This is a genomic window from Pseudomonas sp. NBRC 111138 (assembly GCF_001320835.1).
Classification (GTDB): Bacteria; Pseudomonadota; Gammaproteobacteria; order Pseudomonadales; family Pseudomonadaceae; genus Aquipseudomonas; species Aquipseudomonas paracarnis.
This window is the reverse complement of sequence record NZ_BCBO01000157.1, coordinates 1-14,536: the sequence shown is the minus strand read 5'-3', so window position 1 is coordinate 14,536 and position 14,536 is coordinate 1. Positions and strand designations below refer to the sequence as shown.

Genomic DNA, 14,536 nt, shown 5'->3' with positions numbered 1-14,536 from the left:
ATTACCGTGAGACTGTCATGACTATTTCCCTGTACGCCGCTTCCATCCCGGTCTTCAAGCAAATGCTCAACGCCCTCAGCGATGTGCTGAACAAAGCTGAAGCCCATGCCAGCGCCAAGAACATCGAGCCCAACGCCTTGCTGCAAGCGCGCCTGTTCCCGGACATGTTCCCGTTGGTGCGCCAGGTGCAGATCGCCGTGGACTTCGCCAAAGGTGTGTCGGCACGCCTGGCCGAGATCGAAGTACCGAAGTACGAAGACAGCGAAGTCACCTTTGCCGACCTGCAAGCGTTGATCGCCAAGGTCCTGGCCTTTGTCGACACCATCAAGCCCGAGCAGATCGACGGCAAGGAAGGCATCGAGATCGTCACGCGCCCAGGCACCCCGAAAGAGAAGCGCTTCAGCGGTCAGTCCTACCTGCTGACCTACGGCCTGCCGCAGTTCTTCTTCCACGTCACCACCGCTTATGCGCTGCTGCGTCATAACGGTGTGGAAGTGGGCAAGCGCGATTACATGGGCGCGTTCTAAACCCGCAAGCACAAAAAAGCCCGGTGCCGTTCTCTGCGAACGGCACCGGGCTTTTTTATGGGGCTGTGTTAAGCAGCCTGTTCTTCCTTGCCCAAACACGCCGCCGCGGTAAACAGCACATCGGTAGACGAGTTGAGTGCGGTTTCCGCCGAGTCCTGCAGCACGCCGATGATGAAACCGACGGCCACTACCTGCATGGCGATTTCACTGGGGATGCCAAACAGGCTGCACGCCAGGGGAATCAACAGCAGCGAACCACCCGCCACCCCCGATGCACCGCAGGCACACACCGCAGCGACCACGCTGAGCAGCACGGCAGTCGGCATGTCCACGGCGATGCCCAGGGTGTGCACGGCCGCCAGGGTCAGCACGGTGATAGTGATGGCGGCGCCGGCCATGTTGATGGTGGCACCGAGGGGGATCGACACCGAGTAGGTGTCTTCATGCAGGCCCAGGCGTTTGCTCAGCGCCAGGTTGACCGGAATGTTCGCTGCCGAGCTGCGGGTGAAGAAGGCGGTGATGCCGCTTTCACGCAGGCACATCAGCACCAGCGGGTACGGGTTGCGGCGCAGTTTCCAGAACACGATGGCCGGGTTGATCACCAACGCCACGAAGAGCATGCAGCCGATCAGCACCACCAGCAGATGGGCATAGCCGAGCAGGGCGCCGAAACCCGAGGTGGCGAGGGTGGAGGCCACAAGACCGAAGATACCCAGCGGGGCGAAGCGGATCACCACGCGTACGATCAGGGTGACGCCGTTGGACAAGTCGTCCAATACCGTACGGGTGGTCTCACCGGCATGGCGAATAGCGATGCCCATGCCGATGGCCCAGGCGAGGATGCCGATGAAGTTGGCGTTCATCAGTGCACTGACCGGGTTATCCACCACACTGAGCAGCAGGCTTTGCAACACTTCGCCAATGCCCCCAGGAGCGCTCACCGTGGCGTCATGGGTAGCCAATACCAGGAACGACGGAAACATCATGCTGGCAACCACCGCAACCACGGCGGCGGCAAAGGTGCCGAGCAGATACAGGAACAGGATCGGGCGGATATGGGTTTCCTGGCCATGCTTATGGTTGGCAATCGAGGCCATGACCAGCACAAACACCAGGATCGGCGCGACAGCCTTCAGCGCCGTGACAAACACCTTGCCGATAAAACCGGTGGCGCGCGCGGCCTCGGGGAACAGCAAGGCCAGCACGATCCCGGCAATCAGGCCGATGACAATTTGGGTGACCAGGCTGACGCGCATTAAACGTTGCAACAGGGAAGGGGCAGCAGTCATAAAGAGTTGTCTCTAGTTTTTTTAGTAGGGCACAGCATTGCAGGCAGAAAGTACTGTAGGAAGTAGGCGCGAAGTCTAGCATGCTGTAGGACACGTCTCGTTTGCTGCGGCATTCCGTCACCCGTTTCAGTCGGGCTTGGTCAAATCCAGACATGTTCTGTTAAGATTCCCCCCTCTCATCTTTCCTCTCCGTCAGCGGGCCCTTCGGGCTGTCGTTGATGTCGTCGTTTCTGGAGTTTTCATGTTGTTTCCTATCCTGCTGCTGTCAGCCGCCGGTTTTACCGTGCTGACCACAGAATTCGTCATCGTCGGCCTGTTGCCGTCGATTGCTCGGGACCTGAACGTCAGCGTGTCCCAGGCGGGGCTGCTGGTGACGCTGTTCGCGTTCACCGTGGCCGCGTTCGGCCCGTTCCTCACCGCCTACTGCGCGCGTTTTTCGCGCAAGCGCCTGTTTATCAGCATCCTGATCATGTTTGCAGCGGCCAATACCGTGGCGGCATTGGCGCCGAATATCTGGGTGATGGCCATGGCCCGTTTGATTCCCGCCTTGGGCTTGCCAGTGTTCTGGGCCCTCGCCAGCGAAACGGCGGTAGACATTGTCGGCCCTGAGTTCGCCGGGCGTGCGATTGAAAAAATCGGCTTTGGCATTGTTTGCGCCACCGTATTTGGTATTCCGGTGGGCACGCTGATTTCCGATATGTTCGGCTGGCGCACCGCGTTCGCCGTGCTCGCGGTGATTGCCCTGGCCAAGGCATTGCTGCTGTATGTCTACCTGCCGGTTACCGCGGCCAAGCACCAGCAGGCCAGCTTGCGCTCGCAATTCAAGATCCTGCGCAGCCCAGTGATGCAGGGGCATATCCTGCTGTCGATCCTGGTGTTCAGTGGCATGTTCACCGCCTATACCTACTTGGCAGATATCCTTGAGCGCCTGGCCGGGTTCGACGGTACGTTGGTGGGCTGGTGCCTGATGGGCTTTGGCGCGGTCGGGCTGATTGGCAACTCCCTTGGCGGACGCGCCGTGGATCGTCACCCATTGATCGCGTCCATGGTGTTCTGCGGGTTCATGATCGCGGGCATGGTGGCAGTGGTGCCGGCGATTCACTCGGCCATCGGCCTGGCCGCGGCGATGGCGGTGTGGGGAGTGACCCAGGCGGCGATGTTCCTGGTCAGCCATGTGCGCTTGATGAAGGCCGCGCCCCATGCACCGGCGTTTGCCGCGTCGCTGAATATCGCCGGCGCCAACCTCGGCATTGGCCTGGGCGCGATGGTGGGCGGGCATGTCATCGACACTCTGGGCCTGGGAAGCCTGGGGTTTGCCGCTTCGGGGTTTATCCTGGTGTCGATCCTGCTCGCACTGTGGCTGATGACCGCCAAACCCACGGCGCTCAATGCCTGAGCGATCAGGGCAGGGCGGTAAACAACTCCCGCCGGGCACCCTCGGTAATGGCCACAATGCCGGGGTGCTTGACCTTGCGCTCCACTGAGATCGCATAAAACGACTCGGTCACTGCATCGGTCTGGCCGATCAGCGCTACGCCGTATTGGCGCACCACCTCGTCGGCGATTACGCTGGGCGCGATAAAAATCCCACTGCCGGATTGCCCGAAGGCCTGCATCAAGGCGCTGTCGTCGAACTCGCCGATGATGCGGGGTTGAATCTGCTGTTCGGCAAACCAGCGCTGCAAACGGCTGCGCACCACGGTCTCAGCGCCCGGAATCAACAGCGGTGCGCCCTGCAAACACTGTGGGAAATCCCCCCCATGCTGGTCTGCCAACGCCTGGGTGGCGAAAAAACTGATGCCGCATTCTCCCAGCTTCTGGCTGTAGCCCTTGATGTCCAAGTGCGTGGGCATGGGGCTGTCGGAAATCACCAAGTCCAGGCGCTGGATCGCCAGGTCGGCCAGTAAACGTTCGAGTTTGTCTTCACGGCAGGTGATGCGGATCGGTTCGCTCAACTCCATGGTCGGCGCGATCAGCCGGTACACGATGGATTTTGGCACCACATCCGCCACCCCAACGCGGAACGGGATCTGCTGCTCGTCAGGCTGGGCGCGCAGCATCGCCTCCAGTTCATTGCCGGTCTGGAACATCTGCTCGGCGTAGGGCAGCGCTTGGCGCCCGGCTTCGGTCAGTTCAAGCTGGCGCCCGACCCGCTGAAACAGGGCAATACCGAAGGTCTGCTCCAACAGGCTGATCTGCCCGCTGATGGTCTGCGGCGTGAGGTTCAATTGCTCACAGGCGCGCACGATGCTGCCGGTCTTGGCCACCACCCAGAAGTAATGCAGTTGTCGATAATTGAGCATCACGGCCTACACTTCGTGAAAATCGAAGTATACGCGAGAAAAATACGAATTTTCCTGAACTGTTCGCCTGCATAGAATGCCTCGCTATCGAGGGGCCACTACTTGGACCCAAGGGTTCTAACGAGGAATACATCATGAAACTCAATTCCCTGGGCGCGGCGTCGTTGCTTGCGCTTTCATTGATAGTGGTCAGCGGCTGTGATCAAGTCGAGAAAAGCGCGCAACAGGTGCTGGGCAAAGCCACCGAGTCGGCCAAGCAGGCCATCGACGACACCCACAAGGCCGCCGAGCAGGCATTGAGTGAAGCAACCCAGGGCTTGATCAGCCCTGAGAAGCAGGAAAAAGGCGCCGAAAACGCTGCTGAATCCGACACCAAAGAAACCTAATTCCCCAGCACTACCACGTCAGGACTGACCTATGGATTACCTTTTACAACTGGCCGCCAGCCCCACCGCCTGGGTCGCACTGGCTACCTTGATCGTCATGGAAATCGTGCTGGGCATCGATAACCTGATCTTTATCTCGATCCTTACCAATAAACTGCCGGAGAAGCACCGGGCCAAGGCGCGGCGCATTGGTATCAGCATGGCGTTGATATTGCGCCTGGGCCTGTTGAGCACCATCGCGTTCATCGTGCAATTGACGACACCGGTGTTCGAAGTATTCGGCCAGGCGTTCTCGTGGAAGGACATGATCCTGATCGCCGGCGGCCTGTTCCTGGTGTGGAAGGCAACCACCGAGATCCATCACAGCATGGACCCGGAGCCTGAAGAGAAGGCAACCGTCAGCAATACCGTGACCATCGGCTTTGCTGCCGCCATCGGCCAGATCCTGATGCTCGACCTGGTGTTCTCCATCGACAGCATCATCACCGCCGTGGGCATGACCGAGCACTTGCCGATCATGATCATTGCCGTGGTGGTCTCGGTGATCGTGATGCTGGTGGCCGCTGAACCGTTGGCCAAGTTCATCAACGACAACCCGACCGTGGTGATGCTGGCCCTGGGCTTCTTGATCATGATCGGCATGACGCTGATCGCCGAAGGCTTCGGCGCCCACGTGCCAAAAGGCTACGTGTATGCGGCCATGGCGTTCTCGGCTGCGATCGAATGCTTGAACATCGCCCGGCGTAACCGGCACGCACGTTTGCTCGCTGCGCGCCAGTAACCGCTGAACAAACAGGCCGGCTGTGCTCACAAGAGCCCAGCCGGCCTTTTGCTGTCTGCTAGAATCGGCCCACTTGATAGCTTGAGGTCCCCCATGAACGAGCCGATTCGCCTTACCCAGTACAGCCACGGTGCGGGTTGCGGTTGCAAGATTTCGCCCCAGGTCCTGGAAGTGATCCTTGCGGGCAGCGGTGCGCAGAACCTCGACCCCAACCTGTGGGTGGGCAATGCCTCCCGCGACGATGCGGCGGTATACGCCATCGACGACGAGCGCGGCGTGGTGTCCACCACGGACTTTTTCATGCCGATTGTCGACGACCCGTTCGACTTCGGCCGCATCGCCGCCACCAATGCCATCAGCGATATCTACGCCATGGGCGGCGATCCCTTGATGGCCATCGCCATTCTCGGCTGGCCGGTCAATGTGCTCGCGCCGGAGATTGCCCGCGAAGTGATTCGCGGCGGTCGGGCGGTGTGCGACGCAGCTGGCATTCCGCTTGCGGGCGGGCATTCCATCGACGCGCCGGAGCCGATCTTCGGCCTGGCCGTGACCGGCATCGTGCAAAAGCGCCATATGAAGCGTAACGACACGGCTACCGCCGGTTGCCGCCTGTACCTGACCAAGCCCCTGGGCATCGGCATCCTCACCACCGCCGAGAAGAAGGGCAAGCTGCGCGAGGCGGATATCGGCCTGGCGCGTGACTGGATGTGCACCCTCAACAAGCCGGGCAGCCGTTTCGGCAAGTTGGCCGGTGTGACGGCCATGACCGATGTCACTGGTTTCGGCCTGCTTGGCCACCTGGTGGAAATGGCCGATGGCAGTGGCCTGACGGCCCGTATCGACTATGCAAAGGTTCCGCGCCTGCCGGGGGTGGAGTATTACCTGGACCAGGGGTGTGTGCCGGGTGGCACCTTGCGCAACTTTGAAAGCTACGCCAGCAAGCTGGGGCGTGTGCAGGAGCTGCACAAGCGCGTGCTGTGCGACCCCCAGACCAGCGGTGGCCTGCTGATCGCGGTTACTCCGGAAGGTGATGCCGAGTTCCACGCCGTGGCCGCCGAGCTGGGCTTGGCCCTTGAGCCTATCGGTGAACTGCTGGAGCGACAGACCAACGCGGTTGAGGTGATTTGATGGCGACGGACATCACCGATTACCGCGATATCTTCCTCAACGACCGGCCGATGATGGATACTCGCGCGCCGGTCGAATTCACCAAGGGCGCGTTCCCCGGGGTGATCAACCTGCCGCTGATGACCGACGATGAGCGCCAGCGGGTCGGCACCTGTTACAAGCAGCAAGGCCAGCAAGCGGCAATCGTGCTGGGGCATGAACTGGTGTCGGGGGCAATCAAGGCCGAGCGCATCGAACAGTGGGCGCAGTTTGCCCAGGCTAACCCCAATGGCTACCTGTACTGCTTTCGGGGCGGCCTGCGTTCGCAGATCGTGCAGCAATGGTTGAAAACCGAAGCAGGCATCGAATACCCCCGCGTCGGCGGTGGCTATAAGGCCATGCGTACCTTCCTGCTGGAAACCCTGGAGCAGGCGACTGCCCAGTGTGATTTCGTACTGCTGGGCGGCATGACCGGCACCGGCAAGACCGAAGTGCTCGGCCAACTGCGCAATGCCCTGGATTTGGAAGGGCACGCCAACCATCGCGGTTCCAGTTTCGGCAAGCGCGCCACGGCGCAACCCTCCAATATCGACTTCGAAAATCGCCTGGCGGTGGATTTGCTGAAGAAGCGCGCAGGTGGTATCGAGCAGTTTGTGGTCGAGGACGAGAGCCGCATGATCGGCAGCTGTGCGCTGCCGCTGCCATTGCACAAGGGCATGCAGACGTTTCCGATGGTGTGGCTGGAAGACAGCGTCGAGGGCCGTGTCGAGCGCATCCTTAAGGATTACGTGGTGGACCTGTGCGCCGAGTTCATTGAGGTGTTTGGGGAAACCGGCCAGCGATTATTTGCCGAGCGCCTGACCCAGAGCCTGGCCAATATTCACAAGCGACTGGGGGGCGAGCGTTTCCAGCGGTTGCAGGCGGTGTTGCAGGATGCCCTGGCCGAACAGGCACGCAGCGGCGCAGTGGAGTTGCATCGGGTATGGATTGAAGGCTTGCTGCGTGAGTATTACGACCCGATGTATGCGTTCCAGCGCGAGAGCAAGGGCGCGCGTATCGAGTTTGCCGGGGAGCAGGGTGCGGTGGTGGAGTATTTGCGCGAGCGAGCAGCTCGGGTGGGGTGACCTTTCGGACGCCATCGCAGGCAAGCCAGCTCCCACCTTTTGAAGTGTGAATACATACAAAGGTGGGAGCTGGCTTGCCTGCGATGAGGCCATCAGCCCCACTGAAACTCTAAAGAATCACCGCTCCAATCAACCCACACACCACCCCCACGAGCATGGTCAAGCCGGCTACCGTCACCAGCACCCGCGCATCGAAATCCTTGCGCAGCATCAGCAGTGACGGCAGGCTCACGCTCGGCAGGGTCATCAGCAAGGCGACGGCCGGGCCGGTGCCCATGCCCAGGGTCATCATGGTTTGTACGATGGGAATCTCTGCCGCTGTCGGAATCACGAACAGCGTGCCCACAATCGCCAGCGGCACCAGCCACACCAGGCTGTCGGCCATCGCCCCGTCCACATGAGGGAACAGCCACACCCGCGCCGCGCCGAGGATCAGCACCGCCAGGATATACACCGGGATAGTGCTCCAGAACAGTTGCCACAGCGTGCGTAACCAGCGGCTCAGGAACGGCTGCGACTCCACCGTGCTGACGTCGGCAACGGCCTCCAGCGCGGCTTCCGGCACCTGGTCCGGGCGCGCAATACGCTGTGCCACCAGGGACACGCCCACCACCAGCACAATCCCCGCCACCAGCCGCAGCGCGGTGAAACCCCAGCCCAGCACAAAGCCCATGAACACCAGTGTGGCCGGGTTCAATACCGGGTTGGCAATCCAGAACGCCAGCGCCGCGCCGACCGACACCTGCTGGCGGCGCATGCCCGCCGCCACCGGGGCCGCGCAGCAACTGCACATCATCCCCGGCAGGGCGAACAGCCCACCGCGCAGGGTCGAGCCCAGCCCGGCGCGGCCAAACAGGCGCAGCAGCCAGTCGCGGGGGATCAATACCTGCAGCAATGAACCGAGGATCACTGCCAGTACGGCGGCTTTCCAGATGGCCAGGAAATACACCTGGGCATAGGCCAGCGCCGCCGCCAGAGGCGAGCTTTGCTGGTCATTGAGAATCGAGGCGCCAATGCTGTGGTTGTCGGCCGCTACAAACGCCTTTAGGTAGTAGGGCGACCACTTCACATAGTAGAGGCCGATGCAGGCCACCAGGAGAAACAGCGCAGGTTTGCACCAGAATGCCCAGCCGCGGTTGGGCTGGGTGGAAGCGAGGTTGGACATGGAGAGGATCCGCAGGTGAGTCGATAGCCCGGCATCATACGCCCCTGCGGCCCAAGCTTCAGATATCTGCGCTGACCTGGGTCGGGTCCGGGCAGTTTTCCCCGCCGTTATTCAGCCCTTGCTTGTAGTTGCGGCTGAGCAGCGAAGCCTTGCCGTTGTGCCAGGTCAATGTCAGCACGTACAGGGAGTCGTAGTCATTGCCAGACCAATCATCGGTAATGGTGTGTTTTTCGCCGGCGGCTTCGCTGGCGACTTTGTTGATCAGTTCCGGCAAGTAACCATGGGACCAGGCCGTGTAGATGGTCGCGTTGCGGTACTTGTCCTCGACCAGCTCTTCGGCCAGGGCACTGGTGTCATTCGCTGAGAACTCGATATTCACCGGCAGGCCGAGCTTGATCGCGCTGGGGCTGATGGTGATCAGTGGGCGAATGTAGCTGTAGGAGTTATCCAGTTCGCCTTCCTCGACGTTACGCGTCGGGTTGGCAGCGAACACATAGTTGGCTTTGCCGAACTTTTCCGGCAACAGAGTCGCCAGGTTCATGGCGCGGTTCAGGCCCTGGCAATTGAGTTGGCCCAGGCCTCCGGCCGGTTTTTCGCCGTGGCGCAGGAATACCAGGGTTTGTACGCCATCGACCGGTTGCGCACGGCTTTCACGGGCGTCCAGGGCGGTGACGATGGCAGCGCTGACCAGCAGCAGCGGCAATACCATGTAGGAATAACGTTTGAGTCGTGGCACAAGGCGCAGAGGCTTGATCTTCATGATAGGTTCGAGTCTTCGTGCGTCGGGTTAAGGCGGACAAGCCCGGCCCCAGTGACGCATCAGCGTCCTGCGGTGTTCCCTGTCGATATAGCAAGCAGCCTCCATTCATTGTTCGGGCGCTCTTAAGAGTGCATTCGGGCGCTTTGGTTCGCCCACGCGGGATACTAGCTGGCAAATGTTGCGCAACGATGACCCATGCACGATGGCAGGCAGATGACTATCATGGGGACTTTCCGACCAGGGGGTTCTCGATGAACGCACTCGCCGCTTTCCCGATCAACAGCAAATGGCCCGCCCAGCACCCGGAACGCTTGCAGTTGTATTCGTTGCCTACGCCCAATGGCGTCAAGGTGTCGATCATGCTCGAAGAACTGGGCCTGCCTTATGAGGCGCACAAGGTCAGCTTCGACACCCAGGACCAGTTGTCTCCCGAGTTCCTGTCCCTGAACCCCAACAACAAGATCCCTGCGATCATCGACCCCAACGGCCCGAGCGGGCAGCCGTTGGCGTTGTTCGAATCCGGCGCGATCCTCATTTACCTGGCGGAAAAGACTAGCCAGTTGCTCTCCGAAGACCCGGCCACACGCTATGAAACCCTGCAATGGTTGATGTTCCAGATGGGCGGCATTGGCCCGATGTTTGGTCAACTGGGGTTCTTCAACAAATTCGCCGGCAAGGCGTATGAGGACAAGCGCCCGCGTGATCGCTACGCCGCCGAATCGCGGCGCTTGCTGGGCGTGCTGGAAAAGCGCCTGCTGGGCCGCACCTGGATCATGGGCGACGAGTACAGCATCGCCGACATTGCGATCTTTCCGTGGGTTCGCAACCTGATCGGGTTCTACGAGTCCGGTGACCTGGTAGGCATCACCGACTTCCCTAACGTACTGCGCGCGTTGGACGGCTTTGTCGCACGTCCTGCGGTGATCCGTGGCCTGAACATTCCGAGCTGATGCATGCCGACTTTCGATTTTCAACAACTGGATGTATTCAGCAGCGTGCCGCTCAAAGGCAACCCCTTGGCCGTGGTGCTGGGGGCCGATAGCTTCACCGACCAGCAGATGGCGGACTTTGCCAATTGGACCAACCTCAGCGAAACCACGTTTTTACTGACGCCGCGCGACCCACGTGCTGACTATCGGGTAAGAATCTTCACCACCCTCAAAGAGCTGCCGTTCGCCGGGCATCCGACCTTGGGCAGTTGCCACGCCTGGTTGCAGGCTGGCGGCGTGCCACGTGGGGAGGAGATTATCCAGGAGTGCGAAATCGGCTTGGTGCGTATTCGTCGCCAGGGTGACCAACTGGCGTTTATCGCGCCGCCATTGTTGCGTGCAGGGCCCGTGGAGGCGCCGTTGCTGGAGCGCGTGCGCCTGGCATTGAAGCTGGCGCCCGAGGCGATTGTGCGCAGCCAGTGGGTCGACAATGGTGCGGGTTGGCTGGCGGTGATGCTGGCTGATCGTGACGCGGTGCTTGCGTTGCAACCGGACTATGCGCAACTGCTGGGTCTGGCCGTAGGGGTGATCGCACCCTGTGATCCGACGCGTGATGCGGTGGACGCGCAATTTGAAGTGCGCGCTTTTGTCGCTGGCGATGGCGCCGCCGAAGACCCGGCCACCGGCAGCTTGAATGCCGGCGTGGCCCAATGGCTGCTCGCCGAGGGCCTGGCGCCCAGCCGTTACGTGGTCAGCCAAGGCACGGCGATCGGGCGAGCGGGGCGTATTCATATCGAGCGCCAGGGCGATGAAATCTGGGTGGGCGGTGCCGTAGCGTTGTGCATCGAAGGGCGTCTACAGCTGTAGATCAATGAATTGTTACGCACCCGGCAATACACTATTGGCCCCTCGGCATTTGTGTTGCCGGGACTTGGGGGCATAAGCTTTCGCCCCAAAGTGTTCAGCCATTTTTCAGGATTGCCATGACCAGCCAGTTCCCCCAAGCCCGCCCACGTCGCCTGCGCCGCTCCCCGGAGCTGCGTGGCCTGTTCCAGGAAAGTGAGTTCACCCTCAACGACCTGGTACTGCCGATTTTTATCGAAGAAGAAATCGACGACTTCGTGCCCATCACCAGCATGCCGGGTGTGTTGCGCATTCCTGAGAAAAAACTCGCCGGTGAGATCGAGCGTTACGCCCGCGCCGGCATCAAGTCGGTGATGACCTTCGGCGTCTCCCACCACCTCGACGCCAGCGGCAGCGACACATGGAAAGAACGCGGCCTGGTTTCGCGCATGTCCTCGATCATCAAGGACGCCGTGCCGGAAATGATCGTGATGTCCGACACCTGCTTCTGCGAATACACCGACCACGGCCACTGCGGTGTGATGCACGGTGCCCATGTCGACAACGACGCGACCCTGGTCAACCTCGGCAAACAAGCCGTGGCCGCCGCCCGCGCCGGCGCCGACGTGATCGCCCCGTCAGCCGCGATGGACGGCCAGGTCCAGGCCATCCGCCGTGCCCTGGATGACGCCGGCTTCACCCACATCCCGATCATGGCCTACTCCACCAAATTCGCCTCGGCCCTCTACGGCCCCTTCCGCGAAGCCGGCGGCAGCGCGCTCAAGGGCGACCGCAAAAGCTACCAGATGAACCCGATGAACCGCCGCGAAGCCGTGCGCGAATCGCTGCTGGACGAACAGGAAGGCGCTGATGCGCTGATGGTCAAGCCTGCCGGTGCCTACCTCGACATCATCCGCGACATCCGCGAAGCCTCGCGCCTGCCGGTGGCGGCGTACCAGGTGAGCGGTGAGTACGCGATGATCAAGTTCGGCGCACAGGCCGGGGCGATTGATGAGGATCGAGTGGTGCGCGAGACGTTGGGGTCGATCAAGCGGGCGGGGGCGGATTTGATATTTACGTATTTTGCGATGGATTTGGCGTTGGCGGGGATTTAAGGGCATCGCCTAACTTGTGGCGAGCTTGCTCGCGTGGGGCTGCATAGCGGCCCCGTATCTCGGCCAGAAAATTATTTAATGGCGTTCTTTAATGCTAAGGCAACATGGTTCAACCACGTTTTCCCATCATTCCATTCATTAGGGTAATAGTAATAACAGCCGATATCAGAGAGTAAGAACTCTTGAAGGTCTTGCTCTGTTTTTTTGGCTGATACTAGTTTTTCCAGCTCTAATAGCACTGTTGCTATCGTATCTTCAGACGATTCCGAGATAAAAAAATCAATTACTTCGTTTGCGCTTTTGTGATCATCAACCCAATCTTGATTGAAATACCCAGCAAGAAATTGCTGCAGCTCGGGGTAGTCTTTATTCATGGGTTTGGAAAGCCTGTGTGAATTCGATATCCAGTATGCATTTTTTGGTCTCTGCGAATGATTAAGTAAATTTCTTTTCCGGGTACGGGTGTCGTAGTGTTCTTTTTGAAACTTGTGCCTATTGGCTCGGGGGATGGTTGAGTGATGACTATCTGCTGGTTGTTTCCTTCTAGGAAGTCTTTGATTTTGTCCTGATTGTTATCCAGTACCTTTGAAATGGCGAGTTCAGCTGTTGCGCGATCATGAAAAGTAGAGGCTGCCGGGATATGTGGTTCCTGTCTCAAGCGGTCAAGCAGTTGTTGATCAGTTCTACCGACATGCTTTTCCATAAGATGTCCTCCTGCCGCCTCATGTGCGGCTAAACCTCCTCCTGGAACGATTACGCTATAAGGCCCTTCAGGGCAGCTTGTTTTTTTACAGCTTAGTCCCAGCGGATCCACCCACCCCGTAGGATTGGGCACATATTGGTACCCGTTGATCCCACCCGCCAACTTCAGCGGATCCGGTGTCAGGTAACGACCAATATCCGGATTGTAGTAGCGATGGCGGTTGTAGTGCAGGCCGCTTTCCTGATCGAAATACTGGCCTTGAAATCGCAGTGGGTTGTCGACTTTTCCCACGTCGAGCCGGGCGATCTGGCCGTAGGCGCGGTAGTGGGCGGACCAGATGATTTCGCCTTCGGGGCTGGTCAGTTCCTGCGGGGTGCCGAGGTGGTCGAGTTGGTAGTGGTAGGGCGTGGTGGCTTGTGGGCCGAAGCCTTGCAGCAATGCCAGCGGGCGGAAGCTGTCGGGCTCGTACAGGTAGCTGCGATGGCGTTCTGCATGGTGCTCGGCTATCAGCTTGTCGCCTTGCCAGAAAAACTCTGTGGTTTTGTCGTCCACGGTTTTGCTGATGCGGCGTCCAAATGGGTCATAGCGATAGTTGGCGGTTTCGCCGTTCGGTTTTGTGATGCTGATTAACCGATGCTGGCAGTCGTAGCGGTACTCAGTAACGAGTTGCTGGCCCTTGCCGCGTCGTTCGCGGATGAGGTTGCCGAAGGCGTCGTAGTCGTAATGGCGGTCGCCTTGGATCATCAGACGATTCGCCGCGACGATGTCCGGGCCGGGGCGGTCTTGCATCAGCAGGTTGCCGGCCGGGTTGTGGGCGAAGCGTTCCTGTACGTCCTGGGAGTGGTCGGCGCGGGTCAGGCGGGCGAGGGGGTCGTAGCGGTAAAGGTGCTCGCCTTTGCGAGTGTCGAGCAGGCGGGTGAGGTTGCCGCTTTTGTCGTAGTCGTATTGGCGTTGGTAGAAATAGTTTTGCTGCTGCGTAACGGCGTGGGCGTGCAGACGATTCTGGTCGTCGTAGTGGTAGTGGCTGAGCAGTTGGCCTTGCTGGCGCTGATGCTCGCGGCCGCTCTTGAATAGATGCGAGGTAAGCACTTCACCGTTGAGTTCGACGGTAGCCAGGTGGCCGCCTTTATCGTGGGTGAAGGTGACGCGGTTATTGTCCGGCAGGCACAGGTTTTTCAGCTGGCCGCAAGCGTCGTAGCCGTAGCGCAGGGTGCCCCAGCCCTGGTGTTCGGCGGTGAGGCGGTTTTGGCGGTCGTATTCGTAGGCCAGCGCCCAGTGGCCGTCCTCGACGCTAAGGAGGTTGCCCTGGCGGTCGTAGGCATAGTCGACAACGCTGGCATCGGGCAGGGTTTTTCGGACGAGGCGACCGGCGTGGTCGCGCTCGTAACGGGTGATTAGCTGACTGTTATCGTCGCCGTATTCGGTCTTTTCCAGCAGGTGGCCGTTGAGGTCGTAGGCATACGCGGTGCGTTGGCCGTCGAAGCCGGTTTCCTGGCGGATCAGA

General features: G+C 60.2%; 15 protein-coding genes. 9 read left to right on the top strand and 6 right to left on the bottom strand.

From position 1 onward, the window contains the following. Positions 1 to 17 precede the first annotated feature (17 nt). Entirely contained in the window at positions 18 to 527 is a 510-nt protein-coding gene (locus tag APH41_RS25730; RefSeq protein WP_003190292.1) for a DUF1993 family protein, read from the top strand. 68 nt (positions 528 to 595) lie between these two features. On the opposite strand, the gene sstT is transcribed toward APH41_RS25730, so the two are convergent. Then, the gene (gene sstT, locus APH41_RS25725; RefSeq protein WP_054922278.1) at positions 596 to 1,816 is read right to left on the bottom strand and encodes a serine/threonine transporter SstT; all 1,221 of its coding nucleotides are present in this window, start codon (positions 1,814 to 1,816) and stop codon (positions 596 to 598) included. A gap of 241 nt (positions 1,817 to 2,057) precedes the next feature. Here sstT and APH41_RS25720 point away from each other — a divergent pair, with 241 nt between their 5' ends. Next, entirely contained in the window at positions 2,058 to 3,212 is a 1,155-nt protein-coding gene (locus APH41_RS25720; RefSeq protein ID WP_054922275.1) for an MFS transporter, read from the top strand. A gap of 4 nt (positions 3,213 to 3,216) precedes the next feature. On the opposite strand, the gene nhaR is transcribed toward APH41_RS25720, so the two are convergent. After that, positions 3,217 to 4,119, bottom strand: a complete 903-nt coding sequence (gene nhaR, locus APH41_RS25715) for a transcriptional activator NhaR (protein WP_034125797.1) — start codon at positions 4,117 to 4,119, stop codon at positions 3,217 to 3,219. A 134-nt stretch (positions 4,120 to 4,253) separates the two neighbouring features. On the opposite strand from nhaR, the gene APH41_RS25710 reads away from it, so the two are divergent. The 4 genes from APH41_RS25710 (at position 4,254) to mnmH (ending at position 7,517) form a co-directional block, all read left to right on the top strand. Next, positions 4,254 to 4,505, top strand: a complete 252-nt coding sequence (locus APH41_RS25710) for a hypothetical protein (protein ID WP_054922273.1) — start codon at positions 4,254 to 4,256, stop codon at positions 4,503 to 4,505. A 31-nt stretch (positions 4,506 to 4,536) separates the two neighbouring features. Beyond that, on the top strand, positions 4,537 to 5,286 hold the full coding sequence (locus APH41_RS25705) for a TerC family protein (RefSeq protein ID WP_014717958.1): 750 nt from the start codon (positions 4,537 to 4,539) through the stop codon (positions 5,284 to 5,286). A gap of 93 nt (positions 5,287 to 5,379) precedes the next feature. After that, the gene (gene selD, locus APH41_RS25700; protein WP_020302053.1) at positions 5,380 to 6,414 is read left to right on the top strand and encodes a selenide, water dikinase SelD; all 1,035 of its coding nucleotides are present in this window, start codon (positions 5,380 to 5,382) and stop codon (positions 6,412 to 6,414) included. After that, complete coding sequence (gene mnmH, locus APH41_RS25695) at positions 6,414 to 7,517, top strand: tRNA 2-selenouridine(34) synthase MnmH (RefSeq protein ID WP_054922271.1); 1,104 nt, start codon at positions 6,414 to 6,416, stop codon at positions 7,515 to 7,517. The genes selD and mnmH overlap by 1 nt, the downstream gene beginning before the upstream one ends. 109 nt (positions 7,518 to 7,626) lie before the next feature. On the opposite strand, the gene APH41_RS25690 is transcribed toward mnmH, so the two are convergent. Further along, on the bottom strand, positions 7,627 to 8,682 hold the full coding sequence (locus APH41_RS25690) for a permease (RefSeq protein ID WP_054922269.1): 1,056 nt from the start codon (positions 8,680 to 8,682) through the stop codon (positions 7,627 to 7,629). 58 nt (positions 8,683 to 8,740) lie between these two features. Then, the gene (locus tag APH41_RS25685) at positions 8,741 to 9,442 is read right to left on the bottom strand and encodes a hypothetical protein (RefSeq protein WP_019817513.1); all 702 of its coding nucleotides are present in this window, start codon (positions 9,440 to 9,442) and stop codon (positions 8,741 to 8,743) included. A gap of 251 nt (positions 9,443 to 9,693) precedes the next feature. Between APH41_RS25685 and APH41_RS25680 the strand changes: the two genes are divergently transcribed. The 3 genes from APH41_RS25680 to hemB all read left to right on the top strand — a co-directional run bounded on the left by APH41_RS25680 (position 9,694) and on the right by hemB (position 12,329). Continuing rightward, positions 9,694 to 10,392 carry a glutathione S-transferase N-terminal domain-containing protein gene (locus tag APH41_RS25680; protein WP_034135269.1) on the top strand — a complete coding sequence of 233 codons (699 nt, stop codon included), beginning with the start codon at positions 9,694 to 9,696 and terminating at the stop codon, positions 10,390 to 10,392. 3 nt (positions 10,393 to 10,395) lie between these two features. Beyond that, entirely contained in the window at positions 10,396 to 11,238 is an 843-nt protein-coding gene (locus APH41_RS25675; RefSeq protein ID WP_054898813.1) for a PhzF family phenazine biosynthesis protein, read from the top strand. 116 nt (positions 11,239 to 11,354) lie between these two features. Then, the gene (gene hemB, locus APH41_RS25670; protein ID WP_054922266.1) at positions 11,355 to 12,329 is read left to right on the top strand and encodes a porphobilinogen synthase; all 975 of its coding nucleotides are present in this window, start codon (positions 11,355 to 11,357) and stop codon (positions 12,327 to 12,329) included. A 71-nt stretch (positions 12,330 to 12,400) separates the two neighbouring features. Here the strand turns inward: hemB and APH41_RS25665 are convergent, their stop codons facing one another. Further along, the gene (locus APH41_RS25665; RefSeq protein ID WP_054922264.1) at positions 12,401 to 12,703 is read right to left on the bottom strand and encodes a contact-dependent growth inhibition system immunity protein; all 303 of its coding nucleotides are present in this window, start codon (positions 12,701 to 12,703) and stop codon (positions 12,401 to 12,403) included. After that, on the bottom strand, positions 12,700 to 14,536 hold a 1,837-nt coding region (locus tag APH41_RS25660; protein ID WP_177333597.1), incomplete at its 5' end, for an RNase A-like domain-containing protein. The genes APH41_RS25665 and APH41_RS25660, both read right to left, overlap by 4 nt.

Excerpts from the sequence above, each read along its gene's own strand:
- APH41_RS25730 (WP_003190292.1), top strand. The coding sequence starts at position 18 with ATGACTATTTCCCTGTACGCCGCTTCCATCCCGGTCTTCAAGCAAATG.
- sstT (WP_054922278.1), bottom strand. The coding sequence starts at position 1,816 with ATGACTGCTGCCCCTTCCCTGTTGCAACGTTTAATGCGCGTCAGCCTG.
- APH41_RS25720 (WP_054922275.1), top strand. The coding sequence starts at position 2,058 with ATGTTGTTTCCTATCCTGCTGCTGTCAGCCGCCGGTTTTACCGTGCTG.
- nhaR (WP_034125797.1), bottom strand. The coding sequence starts at position 4,119 with ATGCTCAATTATCGACAACTGCATTACTTCTGGGTGGTGGCCAAGACC.
- APH41_RS25710 (WP_054922273.1), top strand. The coding sequence starts at position 4,254 with ATGAAACTCAATTCCCTGGGCGCGGCGTCGTTGCTTGCGCTTTCATTG.
- APH41_RS25705 (WP_014717958.1), top strand. The coding sequence starts at position 4,537 with ATGGATTACCTTTTACAACTGGCCGCCAGCCCCACCGCCTGGGTCGCA.
- selD (WP_020302053.1), top strand. The coding sequence starts at position 5,380 with ATGAACGAGCCGATTCGCCTTACCCAGTACAGCCACGGTGCGGGTTGC.
- mnmH (WP_054922271.1), top strand. The coding sequence starts at position 6,414 with ATGGCGACGGACATCACCGATTACCGCGATATCTTCCTCAACGACCGG.
- APH41_RS25690 (WP_054922269.1), bottom strand. The coding sequence starts at position 8,682 with ATGTCCAACCTCGCTTCCACCCAGCCCAACCGCGGCTGGGCATTCTGG.
- APH41_RS25685 (WP_019817513.1), bottom strand. The coding sequence starts at position 9,442 with ATGAAGATCAAGCCTCTGCGCCTTGTGCCACGACTCAAACGTTATTCC.
- APH41_RS25680 (WP_034135269.1), top strand. The coding sequence starts at position 9,694 with ATGAACGCACTCGCCGCTTTCCCGATCAACAGCAAATGGCCCGCCCAG.
- APH41_RS25675 (WP_054898813.1), top strand. The coding sequence starts at position 10,396 with ATGCCGACTTTCGATTTTCAACAACTGGATGTATTCAGCAGCGTGCCG.
- hemB (WP_054922266.1), top strand. The coding sequence starts at position 11,355 with ATGACCAGCCAGTTCCCCCAAGCCCGCCCACGTCGCCTGCGCCGCTCC.
- APH41_RS25665 (WP_054922264.1), bottom strand. The coding sequence starts at position 12,703 with ATGAATAAAGACTACCCCGAGCTGCAGCAATTTCTTGCTGGGTATTTC.